The following is a 21013-nucleotide window of genomic DNA, read 5'->3' as shown; positions in this document are numbered from 1 at the left end:
TGTTCGGCGCGTACCTCCACTACACAGCGCGGGATGTCGACGACCTCACCGAGGACGAGTTCGAGCTGCTTACCGCGTGGATCGACAACCACCAGGCCCAGATGCAAGGGGGTGAGTGATGGCCGGCTCCCAGCGGCTGCGGTTCATCCTCGACGGCGACGACCGGCTCTCCCGCGTCCTCAACAACGCCGGCGACTCCTCGGTCCGGCTGCACCGCCGTCTCAACGACGACATGGACGGCAACTCCCGGGCGGTCGCCCGGTTCACCCAGGACGCCAACGGGCGCCTGCACGACCTGCGGGGCCGGTTCGTCGCCGTCGCGGATGCGTCCCGCCTCATGGCCGGTGGCATGCCCGACGTCACCCGGCAGCTCGACGACGTGACCGGAGCGGGCAGCGGCGCAGCAGCCTCGCTCGGCCAGTCCGGCGGCGGTCTGGGCGGTGTGATGCTCGGCGTCGCCGCCGCTGCGGGCCTGTCCCTGCTGCCCGCCCTCGGCGCCCTAGTCCCCGCCCTGGCGGGCGCCGGCCTCGCTGCGGGCACCCTGAAGATGGGGGTCTCCGGCGTCGGTGACGCGCTGGAGGCGCAGGCCAAGGGGCAGAAGGAGTACGCCGACGCGCTGAAGAAGCTCAGCCCGCCCGCGAGGGACTTCACGAAGTCGCTGGTCGGCCTGAAGAAGGAGTTCGGCCCGATCGGCAAGGAGATCCAGGCCGCTATGCTGCCCGGCTTCACCCAGGCCGTGAAGGCGGCCGGGCCGGTCGTAACAATCCTCGGCCGGGCGATGACCGACATGGGCTCGGCGTTCGGGGACGCCGCCGAGGGCGTCGGCCGCCTGCTGCGCGACTCCGGGTTCCAGTCCGACCTGCAGACCAACCTGAAGTTGGGCACCGGGTTCATCAAGGACATGACCGGCGCCCTCGGACCCTTCACCCGATCCCTGCTCGACCTGGGCGCCGCGTCCGGCCCGACCCTCAAGGCGCTCTCCGACGGCATCGGAGGGCTGCTGGCCACGGGCCTGCCCGCGATGTTCGACGGGCTGAAAGCAGGCATCCCCGGCACCGCCGCGATGCTCAACGGGCTGTTCTCCGCGGTCAACGACACCCTCGGCGGGCTGGGCCGCCTGGCCGGGGAGTTCGGCCGCACCCTCGGCCCCGTCTTCGGCCAGCAGTTCCAGCTCGGCGGCAGCCTGATCGCCGGAGCCATGGACACCGTGCGCGGCGCGGTAGTCCTACTGCGGCCCGTCATCCAGGACATCGGATACGGGTTCAAGGCCATCCTGGACGTCGGCCGGATCATCGGCCCCACCCTCGCCGACACCGGCTCAGCCATCCTCGGCGCGTTCGCCCCGATCGGCGCCTCGGTCAACCAGGCCATCGGCCCGCTGCAGACACTTGACCTGTGGGTCAACAACAACCGGGCCAGCATCCTGGAAGCGGCCCGCATCTTCGGCAACGGCATGATCGACATCACGCAGGCCGCGGCCCAGGCTGCGCCGTTCGTCGTCAGGGCGTTCGGGATGATCAGCCGCAGCATCCTGGACGCCATCGACATCGCCGTGTCCGTCCCCGCGAAGATGTTCGGCTTCCTCCCAGGAATCGGCGACAAGCTGAAGGCCGCCAACCGGCAGTTCGACCAGTTCAAGGACGGCTACATCGCCACGCTCGGCGCGGCCGAGAGCAAGGCCGGCGACTTCGCCGCGTCGGCCACCAAGAACCTTGCGCCGCGCCAGCTGCAGATGAACATCGCCAACTGGAACGCGCAGATCGACGCGGCCAAGGCGAAGCTGAAGACCGTCCCGGCATCGAAGCAGGCCGCCCTCAAGGCGACCATCAAGGACCTTCAGGACAAGATCGCATCGGCGAGAGCACAGCTGAACGCCCTCAATGGCAAGACGGCTACGACCTATGTGCAGACCGTCCGTCTGGGCGGCAGCGGCCCGTACCGCGGCAAGGAAGTCCCGGCCGGCGCGACGGGCGGCCTGTTCACCGGCTCTACGTTCCGCCACCGCGGCTACGCCAGTGGCGGCCTGGTCGACGGTCCGGGTACGGAGACCAGCGACAGCGTCTTCGCGCCGTGGCTCAGCAAGAACGAGTTCGTCGTCAACGCCGCCAGCACCCGCCAGTACCTGCCGTTGCTGCGTGCGATCAACTCCGGCACCCTCGGCACCGGCAGCCTGGGTGCCGCGGGCCTGGACGTGGGCAAGGGCCTCGTCAAGGGCATCGACGCGTCGGCGGCCGGGGTCGGCGAGTCCTCACGGCGTATGGCCGCGGCGGTGACGCAGGGGGTGCGGGATGAGCTGGAGATCGCGTCTCCGTCGAAGAAGATGCAGGCCCTCGCCAAGGACATCGGCGCAGGTCTCATCAAGGGCCTGACCGGGTCCCGGGACAAGATCCAGGCGACAGCAAAGGACCTGGCCACCGACATCAGGACCGCGTTCTCCGGCAAGAAGGAAAGCGGCCTGCTCGCGATGGTCGACCGGCAGTCGAAGAAGCTGCAGGACTACGCGGCCCAGCGGGACGCGTTCGCCCGGCGGATCGCCGAGGCCAAGGAGTACACGAGCGGCCTGACGACGAACGCCCGCTCGGCGGCCGGCCTGTCCAACCTCGGCATGTCCCCCGAGGAGGTCACCGCCGGCGGCATCAAGTCCGGGCTCCAGCAGAAGCTGTCCCAGATCAAGACGTTCAGCTCGTACATCAGCACACTGGCCAAGCGCGGTCTGAACAAGGGGCTGCTGCGGCAGATTCTCGACATGGGCCCGGTCGACGGGTACGCCTACGCGTCCGCGCTCGCGGGCGCAGACAAGGCCACCCTGGCGTCCGTCAACAACGCCCAGAAGCAGATCGACATCCAGACCAGTGCCCTGGGCCACAAGGGCGGCGACCTGATGTACGACGCCGGGAAGCAGGCGGGCAAGGGCTTCCTGACCGGTCTGCAGGCGCAGCAGAAGGACATCGAGAAGCTGATGACGTCGATCGCCAAGGGGATGGAGAAGTCCATCAAGAAGGCCCTCGGCATCAAGAGCCCGTCCCGCGTCATGGCCCAGGTCGGCGCCTACTCCACCCAGGGCCTGGCCCAGGGCCTGGTCGACGGCGTGCCGGTCCTGGACCGCGCGCTGGATGCCGTCTCCGGCCGGGTGGCCGCGACCCGGCCCGTCCTCGGCCGGCCCGCGGTCACGGCCGGCGGCGGCTCGACGACGGTCAACCTGACCGTGCAGGCCGGGATCGGCACCGATCCGGTCGCACTGAAACGAGAGCTGCGGCGGATGCTGCTCGAACTCAAACGCGACTACGGCGGCAATGTCGCCCTGGGAGTGGGGTGACCTCGTGGCGCTGCTCGTCGAGATGGGGTGGGGCGGCCTGGTCCAGGACCCGGCCGCCATCACGTGGACGGACATCTCCCAGTACGTCGACATCGCCCAGGGAGTGACCATCACCCGGGGGGCGTCCGACGAACTGTCCGAGACCCAGCCCGGGACAGCCTCGCTGCGCCTGGACAACCAGGACGGCCGCTTCACGCCGGGCAACGCGGCCAGCCCGTACTACCCGTATGTACGGCGCAATGCCCCCATCCGGATCAGCGTGGTGACCGGCGCCACCGTCAAACCCCGCTTCTACGGCATGGTCAACGAGTTCCCCGTCAGCTGGCAGGGCCTGTCCAGCAGCGTTGCCATCACCGCGACGGACCTGTTCAAACGCCTCAACCGGCTGCCCGTCCTGCGGTCCATGCTCACCGAGGAGATAGCCAGCTTCTTGCCGGCCGCGTACTACCCGCTCACCGAGCCCGGCGACTCCACCAGCGCCGGTGACCTGTCCGGGAACGGGCTGCCGTCGATGGCCATCGCCCAGGCCGGATCCGGCGGCACGCTCACCATGGCCGCCGACACCGGGCCGGCCGCCACCGGCGACAGCACCCCCACCCTCGCCCCGTCCACCGCCACCGCGGGGAAGTACCTGACGGTCGATCTGGGCGCGGCCACGCAGCAGAAGCTCACCACCGGCACGATCGCGATCGAGGCGTGGTTCAAGACCACCACGGGCGGCCGGGCCATCCTCAGCCTGTACTCACCGGACCTGCAGTGCGTGCAGGTGCTGTCGCTCACCGCGAGCGGCGGGGTGCAGATCGAATGGACCGACGCGGGAGCCGGGACCCTCGCCGTGGAAACGGTCGCTGGGACGAGCGGCCTGGCTGACGGGAACTGGCATCAGGTCGTATGGGACCAGAGCCTGAGCGGCAGCATCGCCATCGACGGCCTCGGCGTGGACCCGACCATCCCGGTCACGGACGGGTTCGACCAGCGGATCCTGCAGATCGGCGGCTACCGCGGCACCCGCCTGTGGTCCGGATCGCTCGCCCACGTCGCCGTGTACGCGCGGGGTGGCGGCGCCGTGCTCCAGTCCCACTACCGCGCGGGCATGAACGGGTTCGCGGGCGAACGCGCGGACACTCGGGTCTACCGGCTCTGCAGCTACGCGGGCCTGCTCGACACCCTCATCCAGGGCACCACCCACGACCCGATCGCCTCCCAAGGCCCCGGCGGCACCGGTGTGGTGGCGCGGATGCGGGAGGTGGAATCCACCGAGTCCGGGAAACTCTTCGCCGCCCGCGACCGGTTCCTGATGACCTACCAGTCCCGTGATCTGCGCTACAACCCCGGCCCTTCGAGCGAGGCGTTCACCGTCGACTACGCCGACCTGGAGCCCGGTATCGCCTTCGCTGACGACGACCAGAAGCTGGTCAACAGCCTGGAGGCGTCCCGGCCGGGCGGCGCGACACAGAAGGTGACCGCACCGCAGAGCATCCAGGCGTTCGGGGTCTACGACCCGGGCACCCTGTCCATCCTCAAAACCTCGGACAACAGCGTGCTGGACGCCGCGTACTGGCGGGTGTCCCGCTACGCCGACCCCGCGCCCGAACTGCGCGAAGTGCCGATCGAGGCGTACACGATGCCCAACTACCTGAACATCCTCGACGCCGACATCTCCAGCTTCTTCACCGTCTACAACGTGCCCGCCCAGTCCCAGGCCCCGAGCATGCGGGTCACCGTCGAGGGCTACACCGAGACGATCAAAGAGCAGTCGCACCTGATCCAGTTCCACACCTCGGCGTCCCTGACGGACTCCGTCTGGGTCCTCGACGATCCCTTGTACAGCAAGCTCGACGAGACGACCCGCCTCGCCTACTGAGAGAGGTCTCATGACCGCACCAGCTCCGCCCGCCGACAGGATCGAGCGCGCGGAAACCTACTACCTGCCGCCGCCGCCCTGGCCCGGACAGCCCGCGCAGGACTGGTCCCAGGTGCCCGGCGCCGAACTCGTCTACCACTGGGCCGAGTACCGGCTGAGCCGCCGCGTCCCCATCCCCACCGAGCCGGTCCCGGACCATCCGGGCGTGTACGCGCGGATCGATGACGGCCGCTGGCTCGCCGAGTGCGACGCCTGCCGCTCTGCGTGGACCGTGTCCGTGAGCGATCCGCGGTTCGGGTGCGTGCAGTGCAGGCGGGCATGGGTACCGCTGATCCTCCCCGCCGACACCACGGCAGCCGAGGCCCAGGCGCTCGCGCTGGAGCACCGCTTCTGGTGGCAGCCCGAGGACCCGGCCAACCCCAGCCCTCCGACCACCGACCCCGGACAGGAGGCCGTGCAGCCGTGACGTTCGCACCGAAAACCTGGCAGGTCGGCGAAGTCGTCACGGCGGCCATGCTCAACACCGAGATCCGCGACCAGCTCAACAGCATGTTCGGCGCCTGGACCACCTACACCCCGACGTTCGCTTCCACCGGCACCGCGCCCGCCGTGGGCAACGGGATCCTGGCCGGCCAGTACATGAAGATTGGCCGGACCGTGATCCTGTCCATCACGTTCACCGTTGGCTCGACCACCACCTTCGGCAGCGGCAACCTGAACTTCTCCCTGCCGGTCACCGGGGCGAGCGCCTCGAACGGAGTAGCCCTCAACGCCAGCGCCAGCCGGACCGGAACCCAGAACTTCGTTCTGGGCGCCATCCCCCTGACCAACAACGCCACCACCACGGCCACGATGTGGTTCGCATCACCCAGCACTACCGGCGACTGGGACGCCTGGACCACCTCCACCCCCTGGACCCTCGCCGCCGGCGACATCGTCCGCGTCTGGGGCATCTACCAGTCCGCCACCTGACCACACCCCCACACCCCACCACCGTCAGCCCCGCGCCACCCGGCCGGGGCTTTCGCATTCCCAGAGAAGGACTCCGCATGGCCAAGTCCGGCCCTCAGCGCTACCCCGGCGCCTCGACCGCGAACTGGTACCAGAACAAGTACGGCGGCGACGCGATGGACTCGAACACCATCGTCTGGCACACCACCGAGGGCACATCACTGCCCTCGTACAACGGCGGCGCCGAGGCCCCGAACTTCACCGCCCGGCCCGACTTCACGGCGAAACGCCTGGAGTGGTTCCAGCACTTCGACTTCGACGTCTCCTCACGCGCCCTCGTCAACAAGGCGGGCGGCGTGGAGACGAACACCCTCAACGTCTGCCAGGTGGAGATCATCGGCACCTGCGACCCGACCACCCACAAGAAGTGGGGCTCCACCCCGCACCTGTACACGCCGAGCCTGCCGGATTGGGCGATCCGCGACCTCGCCGCGTTCGCCCGGTGGGCGCACGACCAGCATGGCGTGCCCCTCACCAGCGGCGTGACCTTCAAGGCGTACCCGGGCTCCTACGGCTCCAACGGCGTCCGCATGAGCAACAGCGCCTGGACCTGCTTCAAGGGGCACTGCGGCCACCAACACGTCCCCGAGAACGGCCACGGCGACCCGGGCGCGTTCCCGATGGCGGCCATCCTCAACGCCGCCAAGGGCAGCACCGGGACAGCCCCGAAACCCACCACTCCGGCGAAACCGGCCGTCGACCTGTCGAAGCTGGTCACCGCGGCCCGCACCGACCCGGGCGCCAAGCAGGGCCACCAGACCTACCCGGCCGGCGTCCGCCTCGTCGAGGCCGCACTCCGCGCCGAGGGCCTGCTGTCTGCCCGGTACGCGGGCGACGGCAGCTTCGGCAGCACCACCGTGACCGCCTACGCCGCGTGGCAGCGGCGCCTCGGCTACTCCGGCTCCGCCGCCGACGGCATCCCCGGCCGGACCACACTCTCCAAGCTCGGCGCGAAGCACGGCTTCACCGTCACCTCCTGAGGAGCGCCCACCATGCAAAACCTCCACCCGGGCACAGCCGCGGTCCTCCGCCACTTCGCGTGGGACCACCTCCCCGAACACCTCCAGGCGGTGAGCCGGCCATTCGCCGAGCTGGCGCACGACTTGGCCGCCAAGCTCGACGGCCCCGAACTGACCGCCGGTCTCCGCAAGCTGCTGGAGGCCAAGGACTGCGCCGTTCGCGCCGCACTCGACACCCCCAAGGAGTCCTGACCATGAAGTTCTTCACCGACCTCGCCGAGCGCACCGTCGCCACCTACCTGGAGGCGTTCCTCGGCCTGCTCCTGGCGTCCAGCGTCGTCGACCTGTCCACGGCGAAGGCCGCCGCGGTCGCCGCGATACCGGCCGGCCTCGCCGTCGTGAAGGGCGCCCTGTCCTCGCTCATAGGGTCGTCGTCCAGCGCCGCGGCCCTGCCGAAGGGAAACGCGTGACCGTCCCCGAGGCGTCTGTGGCGGTCGAGCTGGAGCGGCTGCGCGGCACCGTCACGACCGGCTTCGCGAGGATTGAGGGTTCACTGTCGGTGCTGGTCGAGCGGACGGCCCGTACCGACGAGGCGGTCAAGCAGCTCCGCGCGGATACCGACGAGGCCGTGAAGCAGCTCCGTGCGGACATGGACAAGGACACCGGCGAACTCCGTGCGGACGTCGAAGCGCTGAAGGGGAGCCGGTGGCCGCTGAACGCGGTCGGTGCCCTCTCGGGCGTGGCCGGTGCGGCGGCCGGCGCCGCCGCACTCTTCCTCCGCTGAACCACGGCGGCCCCAGGCGGCTGTCACCCGGATGCCCCGCGCGACTCGACGGCAAGCGGTGCCGACGGCAGCATGAGCACGGGCGGTCGCCTCCTGGCCTCGATCCCAGCGAATCGCCGAGACCGGCAGACGGCCCCCTTTTTTCGGAATGTGCCCCTGGCGGCGTGGTCAGGTAGGAGGAGCACCCTCCGGAAACCCCGCTGGGTCGATCGCACCCCTCGCCCCAGCGGCAACGGCTCCTACTGCCTTCGGGCAGTGGGGGCCGTTTCGTCATGCCCGGGTACGCTCCCGACCATGATTCGCGCTGTGATCTTCGACGTCGGCGAGACGATCACCCGAGATGATCGGTACTGGGCGGCCTGGGCCGACTGGCTCGATGTCCCCCATCACACTCTCTCAGCCCTCGTCGGCGCTGTAGTCGCGCGCGGAGACGACAACGCCGAAGCGCTACGCCTGCTACGCCCCGGCATCGACATCCCCGCCGAGTACGCCGCGAGGGAAGCTGCCGGCCGCGGCGAGTACCTCGACGAGAGCGACCTGTACGACGACGTCCGCCCCGCCTTCTCCGCACTCCGCGAACTCGGCGTTCGCGTCGTCGTCGCAGGCAACCAGACAGCCCGCGCCGGGGAGTTGCTACGCGAGCTGGAGTTGCCCGCGGACCTCATCACCACGTCCGGCGAACTGGGCGTGGCGAAACCGGCATCGGAGTTCTTCGAACGGGTACTGACCGCGGCCGGCCTGGACGCGGCGACTTCCTTGTACGTCGGCGACCACCCGGCAAACGACGTCGGCCCCGCACATGCCGCCGGCCTGCCCTCCGCGCACCTGCGGCGCGGCCCTTGGGGCAACCTCTGGGCGGGAACCTCGGAGGCGGCTTCGGCGGACTACCGGATCGACAGCCTGCTTGACCTCGTTGGGATCGTCTCTGCCTGACCTCCCTTACGAACCAACCTGGTAGCGATACGGTGGCAGACCCAGGACAGTTCGGGGGCCTACATGTCCGTACGTTCGGTCGGTGAGCGCATCGCCTACTACCGGAGCGTGGCACGCCCGCGGATGACCCAGCAGCAACTCGCCGACGCCGCATGTGTAGCACTGGGCACCATCCGCAAAATTGAACGCGGGGAACGCGGTGTCAGCACCGACACCCTGGAAGCCATCGCGGACGCGCTCCACGTCGACCCGGGGCGCCTGCTAGGTGACCGCGAGGTGACCCAGTCCCGAGTCCACGCCGCGCTGCCCGCGCTGTCCGGCGTGATCGCCGCCTACGACCTCCCCGACGGCGCCCCTGTCCGCGCACTGCCGCAACTGCGCGTGGCTGTCGAGGAGGCGGTCGGGTGGCGCCTGGCCGCGCAGTACACCCGGATCGCCCGTGCGCTCCCCGACCTGCTACCGGAGCTGCTGCGCGGCTATCACGCAGCAACAGAAGGGGAACGCCGGGAGTGGGCGAGCCTGTTGGTGCGGGCGGCCCGTTCGGCAGACGCAGTCGCGTACAAGGTCGGCGCCAGGGATTTGTCCGCCCGGATGATCGAGCTGATGCGGTGGGCTGTCCCCGCCTCCGAAGACCCGGTGCTCACGTCGTCCGTCGCCTATGTGCGCACCGAGACGTTCTTCGCCGCTCGTGCGCACGCCACCGGGTTGCGCGCGCTTGAGGCAGCCATCGACGCCGCCCCCGCACCGGACGACACTCCGACGACGGCGGCACGCGGCGCGCTGCACATGCGGGCCGCAGTCATCGCCGGCCGGGCGGGCGACGGGTCTGCGGCTGGCACGCACTTGTCGGAGGCCCGCGCCTTGGGCGACCGGGTCCGTGAGGACGTCTACTGCGGGACTGCGTTCGGACCGGACTCCGTGCGCGTCCATGAGGTCTCGGTGGCGGTGAGCCTCGGCGACGAGCACGCCGGCCGTGCCTTGGACGTCGCCCGCGAATGGGCGCCTCCGCAAAACCTCCCCGCGGAGCGACGGTCGGGGTTCTACATCGAGATGGGCCGCGCACAGCTGTGGGCCGGCCGTCCGGATGATGCGTTCGAGGCGCTGAAGGTCGCGCGTCGGATCGCGCCGCAGCACACCCGGGAGCATCCGTGGGTTCGGCAGGACGCGGCGACGCTGCGTCGGTTGAAGCGTGCGGACGTCGAAGACCTCAGCAACTTTGCGGAGTGGTGCGCGGCCACCTGACTACCCCTCACCGGGGTACTTCTGCCGTGCGGGTAGGGCCACCATCTGTCGCACGCGAATGCCGAGCAGATGGGACCTGGGATGCCTGACGCGCCCCTGCCCCCGCCGATGGTCATAGACCGCGAAGTGAGCATCGCCCGTCTTCACGGCCTGGCCTGCTTTCACTGCGGGTCTGTCGCTGGGCCTTTGCGTATGGCAGGGAGAGTCGTGGTGCGTGGTGCGACTCGTGTGTGGCCGGTCGTCACGTGCGGGTGCCGACGTGAGTAGCCCGAGATCCCGGCCGAAGGAAGTCCCCGGCGACCGTGCGACCGGTCCCGGGGCGTGGCCGACTGGTGAAGGAGTCGACATGCCGCACAGTACCGTCCAGCCGCTCTACGGGGTGATCAGATGAGCAGCACGGTTCAGGAGATCCCCGCCGAGGTCCTTTTGATCCTGGCGCTGCCCGCCCTGGACGGCCTGGCCGACGGCAAGGTTCGGGGTGCCGAATGCCTCTGGTGCCCCACGTCGTTGACCGGTGCGACCGCTGTCGACTTCGGTCAGCAGCGCTCCCCGTTGAACGGCTCGTCGGCGGTGTCGGGGATGGCCTGGTTCCCCCGGGCCTGCCGCTCCTGTGTCGCCGACCGCGCCCACCGCGGCCTGTTCACCCACACCGTGGCCTGCCCGCTCTGCCAGGCAGAGCAGACAGCCGCTGACTGCATCGTCGGCCGCGGCCTGTACCGGCTGGTGAGGGACTGCCGACGATGACTCCGAACAGACTCCCTGCCCGCGCAAGGTCCGGGCTCGGCTACATGACGATGCGCGTCTACCGGGTAGACCGCTACGGCACGGTCACCCACGACACCGGACGGGTCGTCGTTCCGCCCGCCCAGGTGCTGACGCCGCTCATGGACGGGTACCCGCCGTGCGCGTGCCCTCGCCACCGAGATGGCCCGGCATGATCCCGCGGCCTGAGCCGCCGCCCGCCGCGTCGCTCACCTACGCCCAGTACTCGGGATGGGCCTGCTGCTGGTGCGGCAAGAGCCTCCTTGACGTCATGGGCGCCCAGTCGGCCGGTTTCGCGCGTGGCCGGAGCGGCGCCCACGTCCTCGACAACGAGGTCTACGCCTGCCCCGACTGCGCCGGCGCCCCAACCACACAGCTCCCCAGCCCGTCCCCCTAGGACGGTTGGCGGAGACCGAGTGCGCTCAACGAGGAGTGCAAATGTCTGGTTCCACGTTCTCGACCATGCTGAAGACCTCAGCCGGATACATCGACATCGCAGCCAATGCGCACGGCGAGGAGAAAGCGTTCCTCGCGCTCCAGGCGCTCAAGCGGGTGCGCGACAGCAATCCGCATCTGGTAGAAGTCGGGCCCGGAGGCGGGTCGGCCGTCGCCTACCTGGCTTCACAGCTCGCCTCCGACGGACACCACAGCAACGGCCCCAGCCTCACGCTGGTCGAGGTACCAGGCGTGGCGTCGGGCTCGCTCGTCCAGGCCATGGACGAATTCAACCGTGCGGGCGGCAACTGCCAGATGGTCACGGGCTTCGCCCAGGACATCGGGACCCTACTCAGCGAACCTGTCGACGTCATCAGCGCGTCCGCTCTGCTGCATGAGGTCTACTCCTACGGCGGCGGCTACAACGGCCTGCACGCGATGATCCGTACCCTGCCCACCGTGTTACGGCCTCACGGCATGTTCGCCTACCGCGACGTATACGCCGTCAAGGCATCCTCGCTGCACGACCGTTCGCTTCAGACCTACACGTCACGGTCCTGGATCAAGTTCCTGCGGATGTTCGTCCCGCAGTACCTGCACGAGGGCACCCACCCCTACCACTCCGCGGCCGACCACATCGTCTGCCGGCAGAACTCCCGGATCGTCCCGGCCGACCAGCTCGACGAGCACACGGCGGTGGTCGTCACCGCACCCGTCGGCATCTTCCGGGAAGTCCAGCGGCACTACGTCACCCTGCGCGACCACGTCTGGCGATCGGGTGTCCTCGGCTTCACACCGCACCTGGAGGGCCCCCTGGCAGGAGACTGGATCGACGCGAAGCACGGCCACAAACGGGTCCACTACGCCCTGACAGAGACCGACTGGTTACCGGCCTCCCAGAAATCCACGCTGCTCGCCCTCAGCGAGCACTACCTGGACCACTACACCGTGGACGGGGACATCTTCGACGAGTGCACCGACATCGCCCTGAACGCGTTCCTGTCCCTCGCCGAGCAGGACGACGGGGAGTGCGGCCAGGTCTGGCAGAGTTGGGTCACCCGGGAAGGACGCGAGACATACGCCTACATGACCCTCGACGGGCTGCTGGCCGCCGTCGCCGTCCACTCCACCGAGGCAGCACAGGACGAGCGGACCGTCCTGATGCCCGTGCGGGTGACGGACGTCCTGCGCCGTGACCGCGCCTACTACAACCGGTACCTGCGGCGTGCACTCCCCAACCCCTTGCGGGACGCCAAGCAGATGGTGCTGTTCTCGAACGTCCCCGCCACCGACTCCCGCGCGCTCGGGAAGGGGATGCAGTGCCTTCAGCAGTGGTGCAGCAAAGGGAACCTCGCCCGGGTCTACTCAGCCATCAACTCAGGAGGATGACCGCATTGGACGGAAAGATCGAAGTGGAACGCAAGCGGCAGCTCCCGGACGACGGGGCTTCCCTGGCACAGCAGTTGACGGAACTCGGCTGGACGGGCGCACAGCCGCAGACCGAGACGGACACCTATTACAGTCGGCCCGACGTCGATTACTTGCAGACCGTCGAGTGCCTGCGGGTACGCCGCCGCGGAAGCTTCGCGGAGGTCACCTACAAACCACCGTCCACCGCGGCCACGCACAGCGCGGACAGCGTCATCGCGAAGCCGGAGACGAACGTTCACCTCGCTGCGGCGAGCCAGGCCGCCCAGGCGGACCAGCTACTGGAGGCCATCGGCATGCGGCTCCTGGTCCGCGTGGAGAAGACCCGGACGGCGTACAGCCACGCGCTGCACCCGGGCGTCACGGTCACGATCGACATGGTCGTCGGCGCCGGTGCCTTCGTCGAGACGGAGGTCATCAGCACGGATGCCAATGCCGCCACGGCGGCCGTCGAGCAGACGGAGAAGGAACTCCGAATCGCCGACCTGCCCCCAGTGGATCTCCCGTACCGAGATCTCGTGCTCCGGAACACGCAAGAGGCCCTGAGTCCTCCCGGCCGCCGCTCACGAAGTTGATCGAGGAGGACTACGGGCTGCTCCCCCGCCCGGTGCCAGCCGAGTAGCAGCCCTTCCCCCGGCCCCGCTCGTCTGCTCCCCCCGTGGCAGATGGGCGGGGCCCCTCGGCCTGCGCCACGGAGCGCCCTCTCACGCCTGCCGACGCCCACCTACGCCCAGTACTCGGGATGGGCCTGCTGCTGGTGCGGCAAGAGCCTCCTCGACGTCATCGGCGCCCAGTCCGCCCAGCACGCAACCAGTGAGGAGGAGACATGGAAGACGAGGAGCCCGCGGAGAACAGCACGGCCGAGCGGATGACCCGGGCAGCGCAGTCCGCCGGGCGCGCGGCTGGCTACTGCTACCTGGAGCACCCCCTCGGCAACCGGTTCTGCACCCGGCGCCCGCACACCGACTCGCTGCACATCGACTACTACCGCGGCCGGGAATCGGCCGCGGACACCCAGGGCATCAGCTGGTGCGAATGACCGCCGTGTCGAACCTGGAACCCGAACCACCGGCCACCATGCGTACCGGCCACAGCGAGACTTCCGGCGCTACCCGCTCCGGTTGATCAAGGAAAACGAAAGGCACAGCAAGATGCACAACAGCAACGACGGGCTGACCTGGTCCACGTCCTCCTACTCCGGAGGCAACGGGGCCTGCATCGAGGTCGCCAAGACCGAGGCCGGCGCGCACTTCCGGGACACCAAGGACCGCCCGCGCGGTGCGGCGGCCGTCTCTCCTGCGGCGTGGGGGGCGTTCCTCGGCGCTGTGACGTCAGGCACACTCGGCGCTTGATCAGTCGAGCCCCGGCCACGATCACGGTCGGGGCTCGATCTTTCCCTGGACCAGTTGGGCAACAGGCACCTGGAGGGCGCAGGCGATGGCATACAAGCTGTCTGTGCTGGTGCCGGTGCGGCCGGCCTCGATGGCGCCGATAGTGCGGGGAGCGAGTCCGGCTGCGTGGGCGAGCTGCTCTTGGGAGAGGCTCCGCCGGGTGCGGGCCTCACGGACGTGGTCGGCGAGGAGGCGCCGGAACGCGGTGAGGCCGGGCGGGGGATCAAGCACGCGTCTACGCTCACGGCCGATGATCACCTCGTCACGGCAGAATGTTGCCGAATTTGGTTTGCCATTGAAATGGTCCATGCGGACCGGATACGGTAGCTCACGCTCCGCATCGGGGCCGCCCAGCGGTGCGTAGACATCCCGGTGCGGAGATGAAAGGGCCCCAGACGGCATGCCGTCTGGGGCCCGCTCCTGCTTCAGAGCATGTTTTAGCAGGTCAAGCGCTCTGCCAATTTGTAGGCTATGCCGTCGAGGATGTCGTGCTCGCTCACGACGACCTCGTGGGCGCCGGTGCGTTCCATGATCGCCAGCAGTACGAGCGACCCCGCGCCGATGACATCGACGCGCCCGGGGTGCATGGAGGGGATCGCGGCCCGCTCAGCGTGCGTGGAGCGCAGCAGCCACTCGGTGATCTCGCGGACCCGGTCCCGGGAGACACGGGAATGGTGGATGCGGGCGGAGTCGTAGGCGGGCAGCTCCTGGGCGATCGCCGACACGGTGGTCACGGACCCCGCGAGACCCACCAGCGTGCGCGCCTCGCGCAGCGGAACCGTCTTCTCGGCGAGGTCCAGCGCGGCCTCGATGTCGGCCCGCATGGCGGCGATCTGCCGCTCGGTCGGCGGGTCGCTCACCGCGCCCTTGTGGACCAGGTGGCGCTCGGTCATCCGGACACAGCCCACGTCGACGGAGCGCGCCGCGCGTACCCGATCGTCGCCGACCACGAACTCGGTCGAGCCGCCGCCGATGTCCACGACCAGGTAGGGCCGGGCGAGGTCGTCGCGGCCCCGGAGTTCCGCGGTGGCCCCGGTGAAGGAGAGCGCGGCCTCCCGGTCCCCGGAGATCACCTCGGGCTCCACGCCGAGGATGTCCAGCACGCCCCGTACGAACTCGTCCCGGTTCTCCGCGTCCCGGGAGGCGGAGGTGGCCACGAACCGCAGCCGCTCGGCGCCGTGCTCCTTGATGACCGCGGCGTACTCCCGGCAGGCGGCGAAGGTCCGCTCCAGGGCCTCGGGGGCGAGCCGGCCGGTGCGGTCGACGCCCTGGCCGAGCCGCACGATGGTCATCCGCCGGTCCAGGTCGACGAGTTCGCCCGTCGCTGGGTCGGCGTCGGCGACGAGCAGCCGGATCGAGTTCGTACCGCAGTCCACGGCGGCCACACGGGTCACTGGTCGTCCCCCTCCGGGGTGTGCTTCACACCATCGGTGTCTCCGGTGTGGGCGGTGTCTTCGGTGTCCATAGTGCCGGTGGTGAGCGTGGCTCCTGTGGTGCTGAAGGTGCCTGTGGTGTCTGTGGTGCCGGCGGTGTCTTCGGTGTCGGTGGAGGGGGCCGTGACGCACGGTCCCTTGCGCCACCACTCAGGCAGCAGCGCGATCGCCTCGTCGCCCAGCGGGTTCACCCCGGGCCCGGCGGCCAGTGCGTGGGCGACCAGGACGTGCAGGCACTTCACCCGGTCCGGCATGCCGCCCGCGCTCGGGAAACCGGTCAGCTCCTCGATCTCGTCCCGGCGCCGGAGGTAGTCCTCGTGCGCGGCACGGTAGGCGGCGGCCAGGTCGGGGTCGGCGGCCAGGCGGTCCGTCATCTCCTTCATGACGCCGTTCGCCTCCAGTGTGCCGATCGCCGAGGAGGCGCGCGGGCACGTCAGGTAGTACAGCGTCGGGAAGGGGGTGCCGTCCGGCAGTCGCGGGGCCGTCTCCACGACGTCCGGCTGTCCGCACGGGCAGCGGTGGGCGATCGCGCGCAGCCCGCGCGGCGGTCGCCCGAGCTGCTGCTTGAATGCCTCGACGTCCGCGGCGGTCGGTTCGGTGCGCGGAGTGGGCGGCGGAGGCGTGTCCATGACTGTGTTCGGGGTGTCTCTCTGTCGGTTCACTGGTCGGAGGCGTCGGACTTGTCGACGCCGTCCCAGACGTTCGCGTACCACGGGCGGTGGGCCGCGCCGAGGTCGGCGCGGGCCTGCTTGGCCGCGTTCGGGTCGATCATGATGTAGCCGGTCTCGCCGGGCAGCACGTAGTGCAGCCGCTCCCGGATCTGCTGCTCCGCGTACGCGTCGTCCTGCCAGCGTGCCTTGAGGTCGCGCAGCCGCTCGACCCGTTCCTGGGCCTGCTGGCGCTGCCGTTCCAGGTCGGCGATCTGGCCCCGCTGGGAGACGTACTGCCGTATCGGGTAGGCGAGTGCCACCACCATCGTGCACAGGACCAGGGCGAGCAGCGCGGCCCGTCCGGTGAGCCGGGAGCGGCGGTCCTGCCGCCGGGACTGGGAACGGTACACCCGGGCCGCCGTCTGCTCCCCGAGCAGCCGCAGCCGGGTCGTGGTGGAGAACCGGTCCCGGTCCTTCGCGGCCATCTCCGCCTCCCCTTCCCTGCCTGCTTCCCCGCACGCTTCGCGCATGCCTTGCACACGCTTCCGGCGTGCCGCCGGCATGCTGCCGGATCGCTTCCGCTGTGCTTCCGCGTGCGTGCTCCGTGCGCGTCATACGCGCGTACGTCCCCGGACACGGTACGGGACCGGGTACGGGGACGTACGTACGACTGGCTGAGCCTCGGCCTTCGGCGGATCAGCCCTTGAAGCGCGGGAAGGCGCTGCGGCCGGCGTAGACCGCGGCGTCGTCGAGGATCTCCTCGATGCGCAGCAGCTGGTTGTACTTGGCGACGCGCTCGGAGCGGGCCGGGGCGCCGGTCTTGATCTGGCCGCAGTTGGTGGCGACGGCCAGGTCGGCGATGGTGACGTCCTCGGTCTCACCCGAGCGGTGCGACATCATGCACTTGAAGCCGTTGCGCTGGGCCAGCTCGACGGCGTCCAGGGTCTCGGTCAGCGAGCCGATCTGGTTGACCTTGACCAGCAGGGCGTTGGCGGTGCCCTCCTCGATGCCGCGGGCCAGCCGCTCCGGGTTGGTGACGAACAGGTCGTCGCCGACCAGCTGCACCTTGTCGCCGAGCTTGTCCGTGATGACCTTCCAGCCCGCCCAGTCGTCCTCGAACAGCGGGTCCTCGATCGAGACGAGCGGGTAGGCGGCGACCAGTTCCTCGTAGTACTCCGTCATCTCGGCGGCGGAGCGCTCCTTGCCCTCGAAGACGTACTTGCCCTCCTTGTAGAACTCGGAGGCGGCGACGTCGAGGGCGAGGGCGATCTGCTCCCCGGGGACGTACCCGGCCTGCTTGATCGCTTCGAGGATCAGGTCGAGGGCGTCGCGGTTGGAGCCCAGGTTCGGGGCGAAGCCGCCCTCGTCGCCGAGGCCGGTGGACAGGCCCTTGGTCTTCAGGACGGACTTCAGGGTGTGGTAGACCTCGGCGCCCCAGCGCAGGGCCTCGGAGAAGGACTCCGCGCCGATCGGGGCGATCATGAACTCCTGGATGTCCACGTTGGAGTCGGCGTGCGAGCCGCCGTTCAGGATGTTCATCATCGGCACCGGCAGCAGGTGCGCGTTCGGGCCGCCCAGGTAGCGGAAGAGGGGGAGGTCGCTGGCCTCGGAGGCCGCGTGGGCGACGGCGAGGGAGACGCCGAGGATGGCGTTGGCGCCGAGCGAGCCCTTGTTGTCGGTGGCGTCCAGGTCGAACATGGCCTGGTCGATCAGGCGCTGCTCGGTGGCGTCGTAGCCGACCAGCTCCGGGCCGATCTGCTCGATGACGGCGAGGACGGCCTTCTCGACGCCCTTGCCCAGGTAGCGGTTGGGGTCACCGTCGCGCAGCTCGATGGCCTCGAAGGCGCCGGTGGAGGCGCCGGACGGGACGGCGGCACGACCCGTGCTGCCGTCGTCGAGGCCGACCTCGACCTCGACCGTGGGATTGCCTCGGGAGTCCAGGATTTCCCGGGCTACGACGACGTCGATGGACGGCACGAGCATCTCCTTCATGGAATGTGACGCTGGAAGTGCGGGGCTGTGCGCCTTGCGACTAGAGCCTAACCGGCCCGGGGGCCTCGGCCGGTAGCCGACCGCCCCGTGGACAGGGTGACGACAGTTGACGGTACACATTGTTTCTGAACGGAACAAAGGGGGGAACGGAAACTGCCGGCGCCGGCTCGGGGTGCGCGAGGTAAAGGGCGGCGCGGACGTGCGGGAATGCCCGGGAAACACAGAAAGCGGGCGGACGCGGGCCAAAGGGCGAGCGGCAGGAAGGGCGAGCAGCGCTGGAAGGGCGAGCGGCGCGGAAAGGACGAGCGGCACGGAAAGGAACGCAACAGAAAGGAACAGACAGAAAGAACCCGCCCCGGCGCGCACGGGGGAAAGCGCGCCGGGGCGGGGAGCCCGTGGGGACGGGGGCTGCCCCCGGGCGTCCTCCACGATGGAGGCCGCCGCTGTGCGGGGGCTGTGACCGGGCTGCCGATCGGCTGTCGCCTCGGGAGCGCCCGCCGGGGTCGAACCAGGAGCGGTCCGGCGGGGGCCCTTCAGGAGCGGACCACCGGGGTCACTTCAGGTGCAGCTGCTGGCCCGGGTAGATGAGGTCGGCGTTCTCGACGATGTCCTTGTTCAGCTCGAACAGCTTCTGCCAGCCGCCCGCGACGTGGTGCTTCTCGGCGATCGAGCTGAGGGTGTCGCCCTTGACGACCTTGTACTCGCCGTCGCCCTTCTTGACCTTCTTGCCGGTCGGGGTGGTGACGGTCCTGCTCGCGGCCGGGCGGTCGGCGGTGCGCGAGGCGGCCTGCTGCTCGGTGGCACGGCCGGTGGTGGAGCCGGTCGAACCGGAACCGCTGGAACCGGAACCGGAACCCGAACCGCTGGAGTCGCCGCCGGAGTAGGGGGTGCTGGACAGCCCCGTGCCGCAGACCGGCCAGGCGCCCTTGCCCTGGCTCGCGAGGACCTTCTCGGCGATCTCGATCTGCTGCGACTTGGTGGCCTTGTCGGCGGTGGCCGCGTACTGCGTGCCGCCGTAGGCGGCCCAGGTGGACGCGGAGAACTGGAGGCCGCCGTAGTAGTTGTTGCCGGTGTTGATGGACCAGTTGCCGCCGGACTCGCACTGGGCGACGGCGTCCCACTGGGAGGCGGTGGCGGCGGAGGCGTCGCCGACGGCCATCAGCGGGGCGGCGACGGCGGCACCGGTGACACCGGCGAGCGCGACGACGCGGGTGGCCTTGGACGGGCGACGGTGCTTGCCCTTGCTGGAGAACAGCATGGATCGATCCCCTCACCGACGCCTGCGAGGTGAGCTGTCGGGTTCGGGCCGGTTGAGTTGCCCGGCCGCACCTCCGTGTGGAGGCGCGGCTTCACCCCTAGCCGCTTCGGTCAACCGACCGCAGCGGCACCTACCTTGGGTCCCCCGCTCCTGCCTACGGCGCTCGACGCGACGACTGTTCCCGTACGGCCGCTGGCAGGATTAGGCGTTGCGGCAGCCGGGGCCCGCGGTGGCGAGCGGTCATGACCGTAGACACGCGCTTCGGGGAATTTCAAAGACGATCAAGGCTTCTGAGACTCATCCCACACTTTCGCCAAACCGGACATTAAGCCCGAAGCAGGGCGCCAACTCCCGCTATCCGACGCGCCCTTCGGTCCCGGCCTTCAGGGTCTGACCGGGGGTGATGTGGTCCGGGTCGGAGCCGACGACCTTCTTGTTGGCGGCGTAGAGCGCATGCCATCCGCCGTCCACGCCAAGCGAGTCGGCGATGGAGCCGAGGCTGTCGCCGGCACGGACGGTGTAGACGTGCTTGCCGGACGGGGCAGCCCCTCGGCCACCCGCCCCGGTTGTCCCGCTTTCATCCGCACTGCCGCCCCGATGACGGCCGCCGCCACCCAGGGAGCCGGTGTCGACCAGGCTCCAGGAGCCGCCGGTCCGCCAGGAGTTGTCCGCACCGGCGGGGTCGGGGGACTCCGTGGACGAATCACCGATTCCCGGCGAAGCACTGGAGTCAGGTGATGCCGACTTGTCGGGCTTGCCGGACTTCGCAGACCCGTCCGTCGCGCCGTGGCCCGCACCCGTGCCCGTGCCCGGACTCGCGCTCGACGACGGAGAGCCGGACGGCGAACCGCTCGGGAGGGAGTCAGAAGTGGAATCCGAGGACGGATCCGAGGAAGTGCCGGACGACGGGGGCGAGTCGGACAAGCCCTGCGAGCCAGGCAATCCGGATGAATCAGATGAACCAGACCCGGACGCCGAGCCCTTCGAACCCGACCCGTCCGAATCCTCCGCGGAATCCTTCTTGCCGGACGAGGAGCCGTCCGTGACACCGGTGTCCACCCCGATGTGGCCGGACTTGGCGGTGAGCCCGGAGAGCAGGGCGCAGGTGGCCCAGGGGGTCGTCCCCTGGTCGGCGAGGATCTTCTCGGCGACCGCGATCTGCTGCTGGCGGCTGGCCTGGTCCGGGGTGACCGCGTACTTGTCGCCGCCGTACTTGTCCCAGTCCTGCTGCGAGATCTGCAATCCGCCGTAGTACGAGGTGCCCGTGCTGGCGCTCCATGCGCCGCCGCTCTCGCACTCGGCCACCCGGTCCCAGGTGGTGCCGTCGGCGGCACTCGCGGCGGTGGCGGCGAGGAGCGGGATGGCAATCGCGGAGCCGGTCACTCCGGCCGCGACGACGAGGGCCGGAGCCTGGCGGGGGCGACGGTGACGACCGTTCCCGGTGAGCATGCGGAAGCCTTTCGCGCGACGGCACTGACCGGTGCGGCCGATCGTGCCGGACTACCGCACCGAGGGGTGAACGTATAGGCATACGATCCCTAGTCACAAGTTAATG

The 21013-nt window shown here is 69.7% G+C and carries 23 protein-coding genes and 1 riboswitch; of the genes, 16 read left to right on the top strand and 7 right to left on the bottom strand.

The window, feature by feature from the left end:
• Positions 1-118 precede the first annotated feature (118 nt).
• The 16 genes from ACFY2B_RS23000 (at position 119) to ACFY2B_RS22925 (ending at position 14086) form a co-directional block, all read left to right on the top strand.
• Entirely contained in the window at positions 119-3316 is a 3198-nt protein-coding gene (locus tag ACFY2B_RS23000) for a hypothetical protein (protein ID WP_390764946.1), read from the top strand.
• The gene (locus tag ACFY2B_RS22995) at positions 3294-5180 is read left to right on the top strand and encodes a LamG-like jellyroll fold domain-containing protein (RefSeq protein ID WP_390764945.1); all 1887 of its coding nucleotides are present in this window, start codon (positions 3294-3296) and stop codon (positions 5178-5180) included. Before ACFY2B_RS23000 ends, ACFY2B_RS22995 begins: the two co-directional genes overlap by 23 nt.
• Positions 5181-5190: 10 nt before the next feature.
• Entirely contained in the window at positions 5191-5646 is a 456-nt protein-coding gene (locus tag ACFY2B_RS22990) for a hypothetical protein (protein WP_390764944.1), read from the top strand.
• Entirely contained in the window at positions 5643-6152 is a 510-nt protein-coding gene (locus ACFY2B_RS22985; RefSeq protein ID WP_390764943.1) for a hypothetical protein, read from the top strand. The genes ACFY2B_RS22990 and ACFY2B_RS22985 overlap by 4 nt, the downstream gene beginning before the upstream one ends.
• A gap of 77 nt (positions 6153-6229) precedes the next feature.
• The gene (locus ACFY2B_RS22980; protein ID WP_390764942.1) at positions 6230-7171 is read left to right on the top strand and encodes an N-acetylmuramoyl-L-alanine amidase; all 942 of its coding nucleotides are present in this window, start codon (positions 6230-6232) and stop codon (positions 7169-7171) included.
• Between the two features lie 12 nt (positions 7172-7183).
• The gene (locus ACFY2B_RS22975; protein WP_390764941.1) at positions 7184-7402 is read left to right on the top strand and encodes a hypothetical protein; all 219 of its coding nucleotides are present in this window, start codon (positions 7184-7186) and stop codon (positions 7400-7402) included.
• 2 nt (positions 7403-7404) lie between these two features.
• The gene (locus ACFY2B_RS22970; protein WP_390764940.1) at positions 7405-7620 is read left to right on the top strand and encodes a hypothetical protein; all 216 of its coding nucleotides are present in this window, start codon (positions 7405-7407) and stop codon (positions 7618-7620) included.
• The gene (locus tag ACFY2B_RS22965; RefSeq protein ID WP_390764939.1) at positions 7617-7934 is read left to right on the top strand and encodes a hypothetical protein; all 318 of its coding nucleotides are present in this window, start codon (positions 7617-7619) and stop codon (positions 7932-7934) included. The genes ACFY2B_RS22970 and ACFY2B_RS22965 overlap by 4 nt, the downstream gene beginning before the upstream one ends.
• Positions 7935-8228: 294 nt before the next feature.
• Positions 8229-8867, top strand: a complete 639-nt coding sequence (locus ACFY2B_RS22960) for an HAD family hydrolase (protein ID WP_390764938.1) — start codon at positions 8229-8231, stop codon at positions 8865-8867.
• A 63-nt stretch (positions 8868-8930) separates the two neighbouring features.
• On the top strand, positions 8931-10109 hold the full coding sequence (locus tag ACFY2B_RS22955) for a helix-turn-helix domain-containing protein (RefSeq protein ID WP_390764937.1): 1179 nt from the start codon (positions 8931-8933) through the stop codon (positions 10107-10109).
• Between the two features lie 387 nt (positions 10110-10496).
• Positions 10497-10853, top strand: a complete 357-nt coding sequence (locus ACFY2B_RS22950) for a hypothetical protein (RefSeq protein WP_390764936.1) — start codon at positions 10497-10499, stop codon at positions 10851-10853.
• Between the two features lie 190 nt (positions 10854-11043).
• Entirely contained in the window at positions 11044-11268 is a 225-nt protein-coding gene (locus tag ACFY2B_RS22945) for a hypothetical protein (protein WP_390764935.1), read from the top strand.
• Positions 11269-11309: 41 nt separating this feature from the next.
• Positions 11310-12695, top strand: coding sequence for a hypothetical protein (locus tag ACFY2B_RS22940; RefSeq protein WP_390764934.1), 1386 nt, complete (start codon positions 11310-11312; stop codon positions 12693-12695).
• Entirely contained in the window at positions 12692-13309 is a 618-nt protein-coding gene (gene cyaB / locus ACFY2B_RS22935) for a class IV adenylate cyclase (RefSeq protein ID WP_390764933.1), read from the top strand. The genes ACFY2B_RS22940 and cyaB overlap by 4 nt, the downstream gene beginning before the upstream one ends.
• 251 nt (positions 13310-13560) lie before the next feature.
• Entirely contained in the window at positions 13561-13773 is a 213-nt protein-coding gene (locus tag ACFY2B_RS22930; RefSeq protein WP_390764932.1) for a hypothetical protein, read from the top strand.
• 112 nt (positions 13774-13885) lie between these two features.
• Positions 13886-14086 (top strand): DUF397 domain-containing protein, encoded by a 201-nt coding sequence (locus ACFY2B_RS22925; RefSeq protein ID WP_390764931.1) that lies wholly within the window; start codon positions 13886-13888, stop codon positions 14084-14086.
• Between the two features lie 21 nt (positions 14087-14107).
• On the opposite strand, the gene ACFY2B_RS22920 is transcribed toward ACFY2B_RS22925, so the two are convergent.
• From ACFY2B_RS22920 to ACFY2B_RS22890, 7 genes are all read right to left on the bottom strand, one after another.
• The gene (locus ACFY2B_RS22920; RefSeq protein ID WP_390764930.1) at positions 14108-14356 is read right to left on the bottom strand and encodes a helix-turn-helix domain-containing protein; all 249 of its coding nucleotides are present in this window, start codon (positions 14354-14356) and stop codon (positions 14108-14110) included.
• A gap of 206 nt (positions 14357-14562) precedes the next feature.
• On the bottom strand, positions 14563-15519 hold the full coding sequence (locus ACFY2B_RS22915; RefSeq protein ID WP_390764929.1) for an exopolyphosphatase: 957 nt from the start codon (positions 15517-15519) through the stop codon (positions 14563-14565).
• The gene (locus ACFY2B_RS22910) at positions 15516-16187 is read right to left on the bottom strand and encodes a DUF501 domain-containing protein (protein ID WP_390764928.1); all 672 of its coding nucleotides are present in this window, start codon (positions 16185-16187) and stop codon (positions 15516-15518) included. Before ACFY2B_RS22910 ends, ACFY2B_RS22915 begins: the two co-directional genes overlap by 4 nt.
• Positions 16188-16216: 29 nt before the next feature.
• Positions 16217-16693, bottom strand: coding sequence for a septum formation initiator family protein (locus tag ACFY2B_RS22905; RefSeq protein ID WP_390764927.1), 477 nt, complete (start codon positions 16691-16693; stop codon positions 16217-16219).
• 211 nt (positions 16694-16904) lie between these two features.
• On the bottom strand, positions 16905-18191 hold the full coding sequence (gene eno / locus ACFY2B_RS22900) for a phosphopyruvate hydratase (RefSeq protein WP_376532145.1): 1287 nt from the start codon (positions 18189-18191) through the stop codon (positions 16905-16907).
• Between the two features lie 562 nt (positions 18192-18753).
• Entirely contained in the window at positions 18754-19458 is a 705-nt protein-coding gene (locus ACFY2B_RS22895) for a transglycosylase family protein (protein WP_390764926.1), read from the bottom strand.
• 4 nt (positions 19459-19462) lie between these two features.
• Positions 19463-19630, bottom strand: a riboswitch (cyclic di-AMP (ydaO/yuaA leader).
• A gap of 182 nt (positions 19631-19812) precedes the next feature.
• Complete coding sequence (locus tag ACFY2B_RS22890; RefSeq protein ID WP_390764925.1) at positions 19813-20907, bottom strand: transglycosylase family protein; 1095 nt, start codon at positions 20905-20907, stop codon at positions 19813-19815.
• Positions 20908-21013 lie beyond the last annotated feature (106 nt).

This window comes from Streptomyces sp. NPDC001270 (genome assembly GCF_042896695.1).
Taxonomy (GTDB): domain Bacteria; phylum Actinomycetota; class Actinomycetes; order Streptomycetales; family Streptomycetaceae; genus Streptomyces.
The sequence above is the reverse complement of the archived record's forward strand: the minus strand, read 5'-3'. Positions and strand labels throughout refer to the sequence as shown.

Bases quoted from the DNA above. Each gene is read 5' to 3' on its own strand.
- ACFY2B_RS22995 (WP_390764945.1), top strand. From the start codon at position 3,294: ATGTCGCCCTGGGAGTGGGGTGACCTCGTGGCGCTGCTCGTCGAGATG.
- ACFY2B_RS22990 (WP_390764944.1), top strand. From the start codon at position 5,191: ATGACCGCACCAGCTCCGCCCGCCGACAGGATCGAGCGCGCGGAAACC.
- ACFY2B_RS22945 (WP_390764935.1), top strand. From the start codon at position 11,044: ATGATCCCGCGGCCTGAGCCGCCGCCCGCCGCGTCGCTCACCTACGCC.
- ACFY2B_RS23000 (WP_390764946.1), top strand. From the start codon at position 119: ATGGCCGGCTCCCAGCGGCTGCGGTTCATCCTCGACGGCGACGACCGG.
- ACFY2B_RS22970 (WP_390764940.1), top strand. From the start codon at position 7,405: ATGAAGTTCTTCACCGACCTCGCCGAGCGCACCGTCGCCACCTACCTG.
- ACFY2B_RS22980 (WP_390764942.1), top strand. From the start codon at position 6,230: ATGGCCAAGTCCGGCCCTCAGCGCTACCCCGGCGCCTCGACCGCGAAC.
- ACFY2B_RS22905 (WP_390764927.1), bottom strand. From the start codon at position 16,693: ATGGCCGCGAAGGACCGGGACCGGTTCTCCACCACGACCCGGCTGCGG.
- ACFY2B_RS22975 (WP_390764941.1), top strand. From the start codon at position 7,184: ATGCAAAACCTCCACCCGGGCACAGCCGCGGTCCTCCGCCACTTCGCG.
- ACFY2B_RS22895 (WP_390764926.1), bottom strand. From the start codon at position 19,458: ATGCTGTTCTCCAGCAAGGGCAAGCACCGTCGCCCGTCCAAGGCCACC.
- eno (WP_376532145.1), bottom strand. From the start codon at position 18,191: ATGCTCGTGCCGTCCATCGACGTCGTCGTAGCCCGGGAAATCCTGGAC.
- ACFY2B_RS22925 (WP_390764931.1), top strand. From the start codon at position 13,886: ATGCACAACAGCAACGACGGGCTGACCTGGTCCACGTCCTCCTACTCC.
- ACFY2B_RS22910 (WP_390764928.1), bottom strand. From the start codon at position 16,187: ATGGACACGCCTCCGCCGCCCACTCCGCGCACCGAACCGACCGCCGCG.
- ACFY2B_RS22960 (WP_390764938.1), top strand. From the start codon at position 8,229: ATGATTCGCGCTGTGATCTTCGACGTCGGCGAGACGATCACCCGAGAT.
- ACFY2B_RS22940 (WP_390764934.1), top strand. From the start codon at position 11,310: ATGTCTGGTTCCACGTTCTCGACCATGCTGAAGACCTCAGCCGGATAC.
- ACFY2B_RS22930 (WP_390764932.1), top strand. From the start codon at position 13,561: ATGGAAGACGAGGAGCCCGCGGAGAACAGCACGGCCGAGCGGATGACC.
- ACFY2B_RS22890 (WP_390764925.1), bottom strand. From the start codon at position 20,907: ATGCTCACCGGGAACGGTCGTCACCGTCGCCCCCGCCAGGCTCCGGCC.
- cyaB (WP_390764933.1), top strand. From the start codon at position 12,692: ATGACCGCATTGGACGGAAAGATCGAAGTGGAACGCAAGCGGCAGCTC.
- ACFY2B_RS22955 (WP_390764937.1), top strand. From the start codon at position 8,931: ATGTCCGTACGTTCGGTCGGTGAGCGCATCGCCTACTACCGGAGCGTG.
- ACFY2B_RS22950 (WP_390764936.1), top strand. From the start codon at position 10,497: ATGAGCAGCACGGTTCAGGAGATCCCCGCCGAGGTCCTTTTGATCCTG.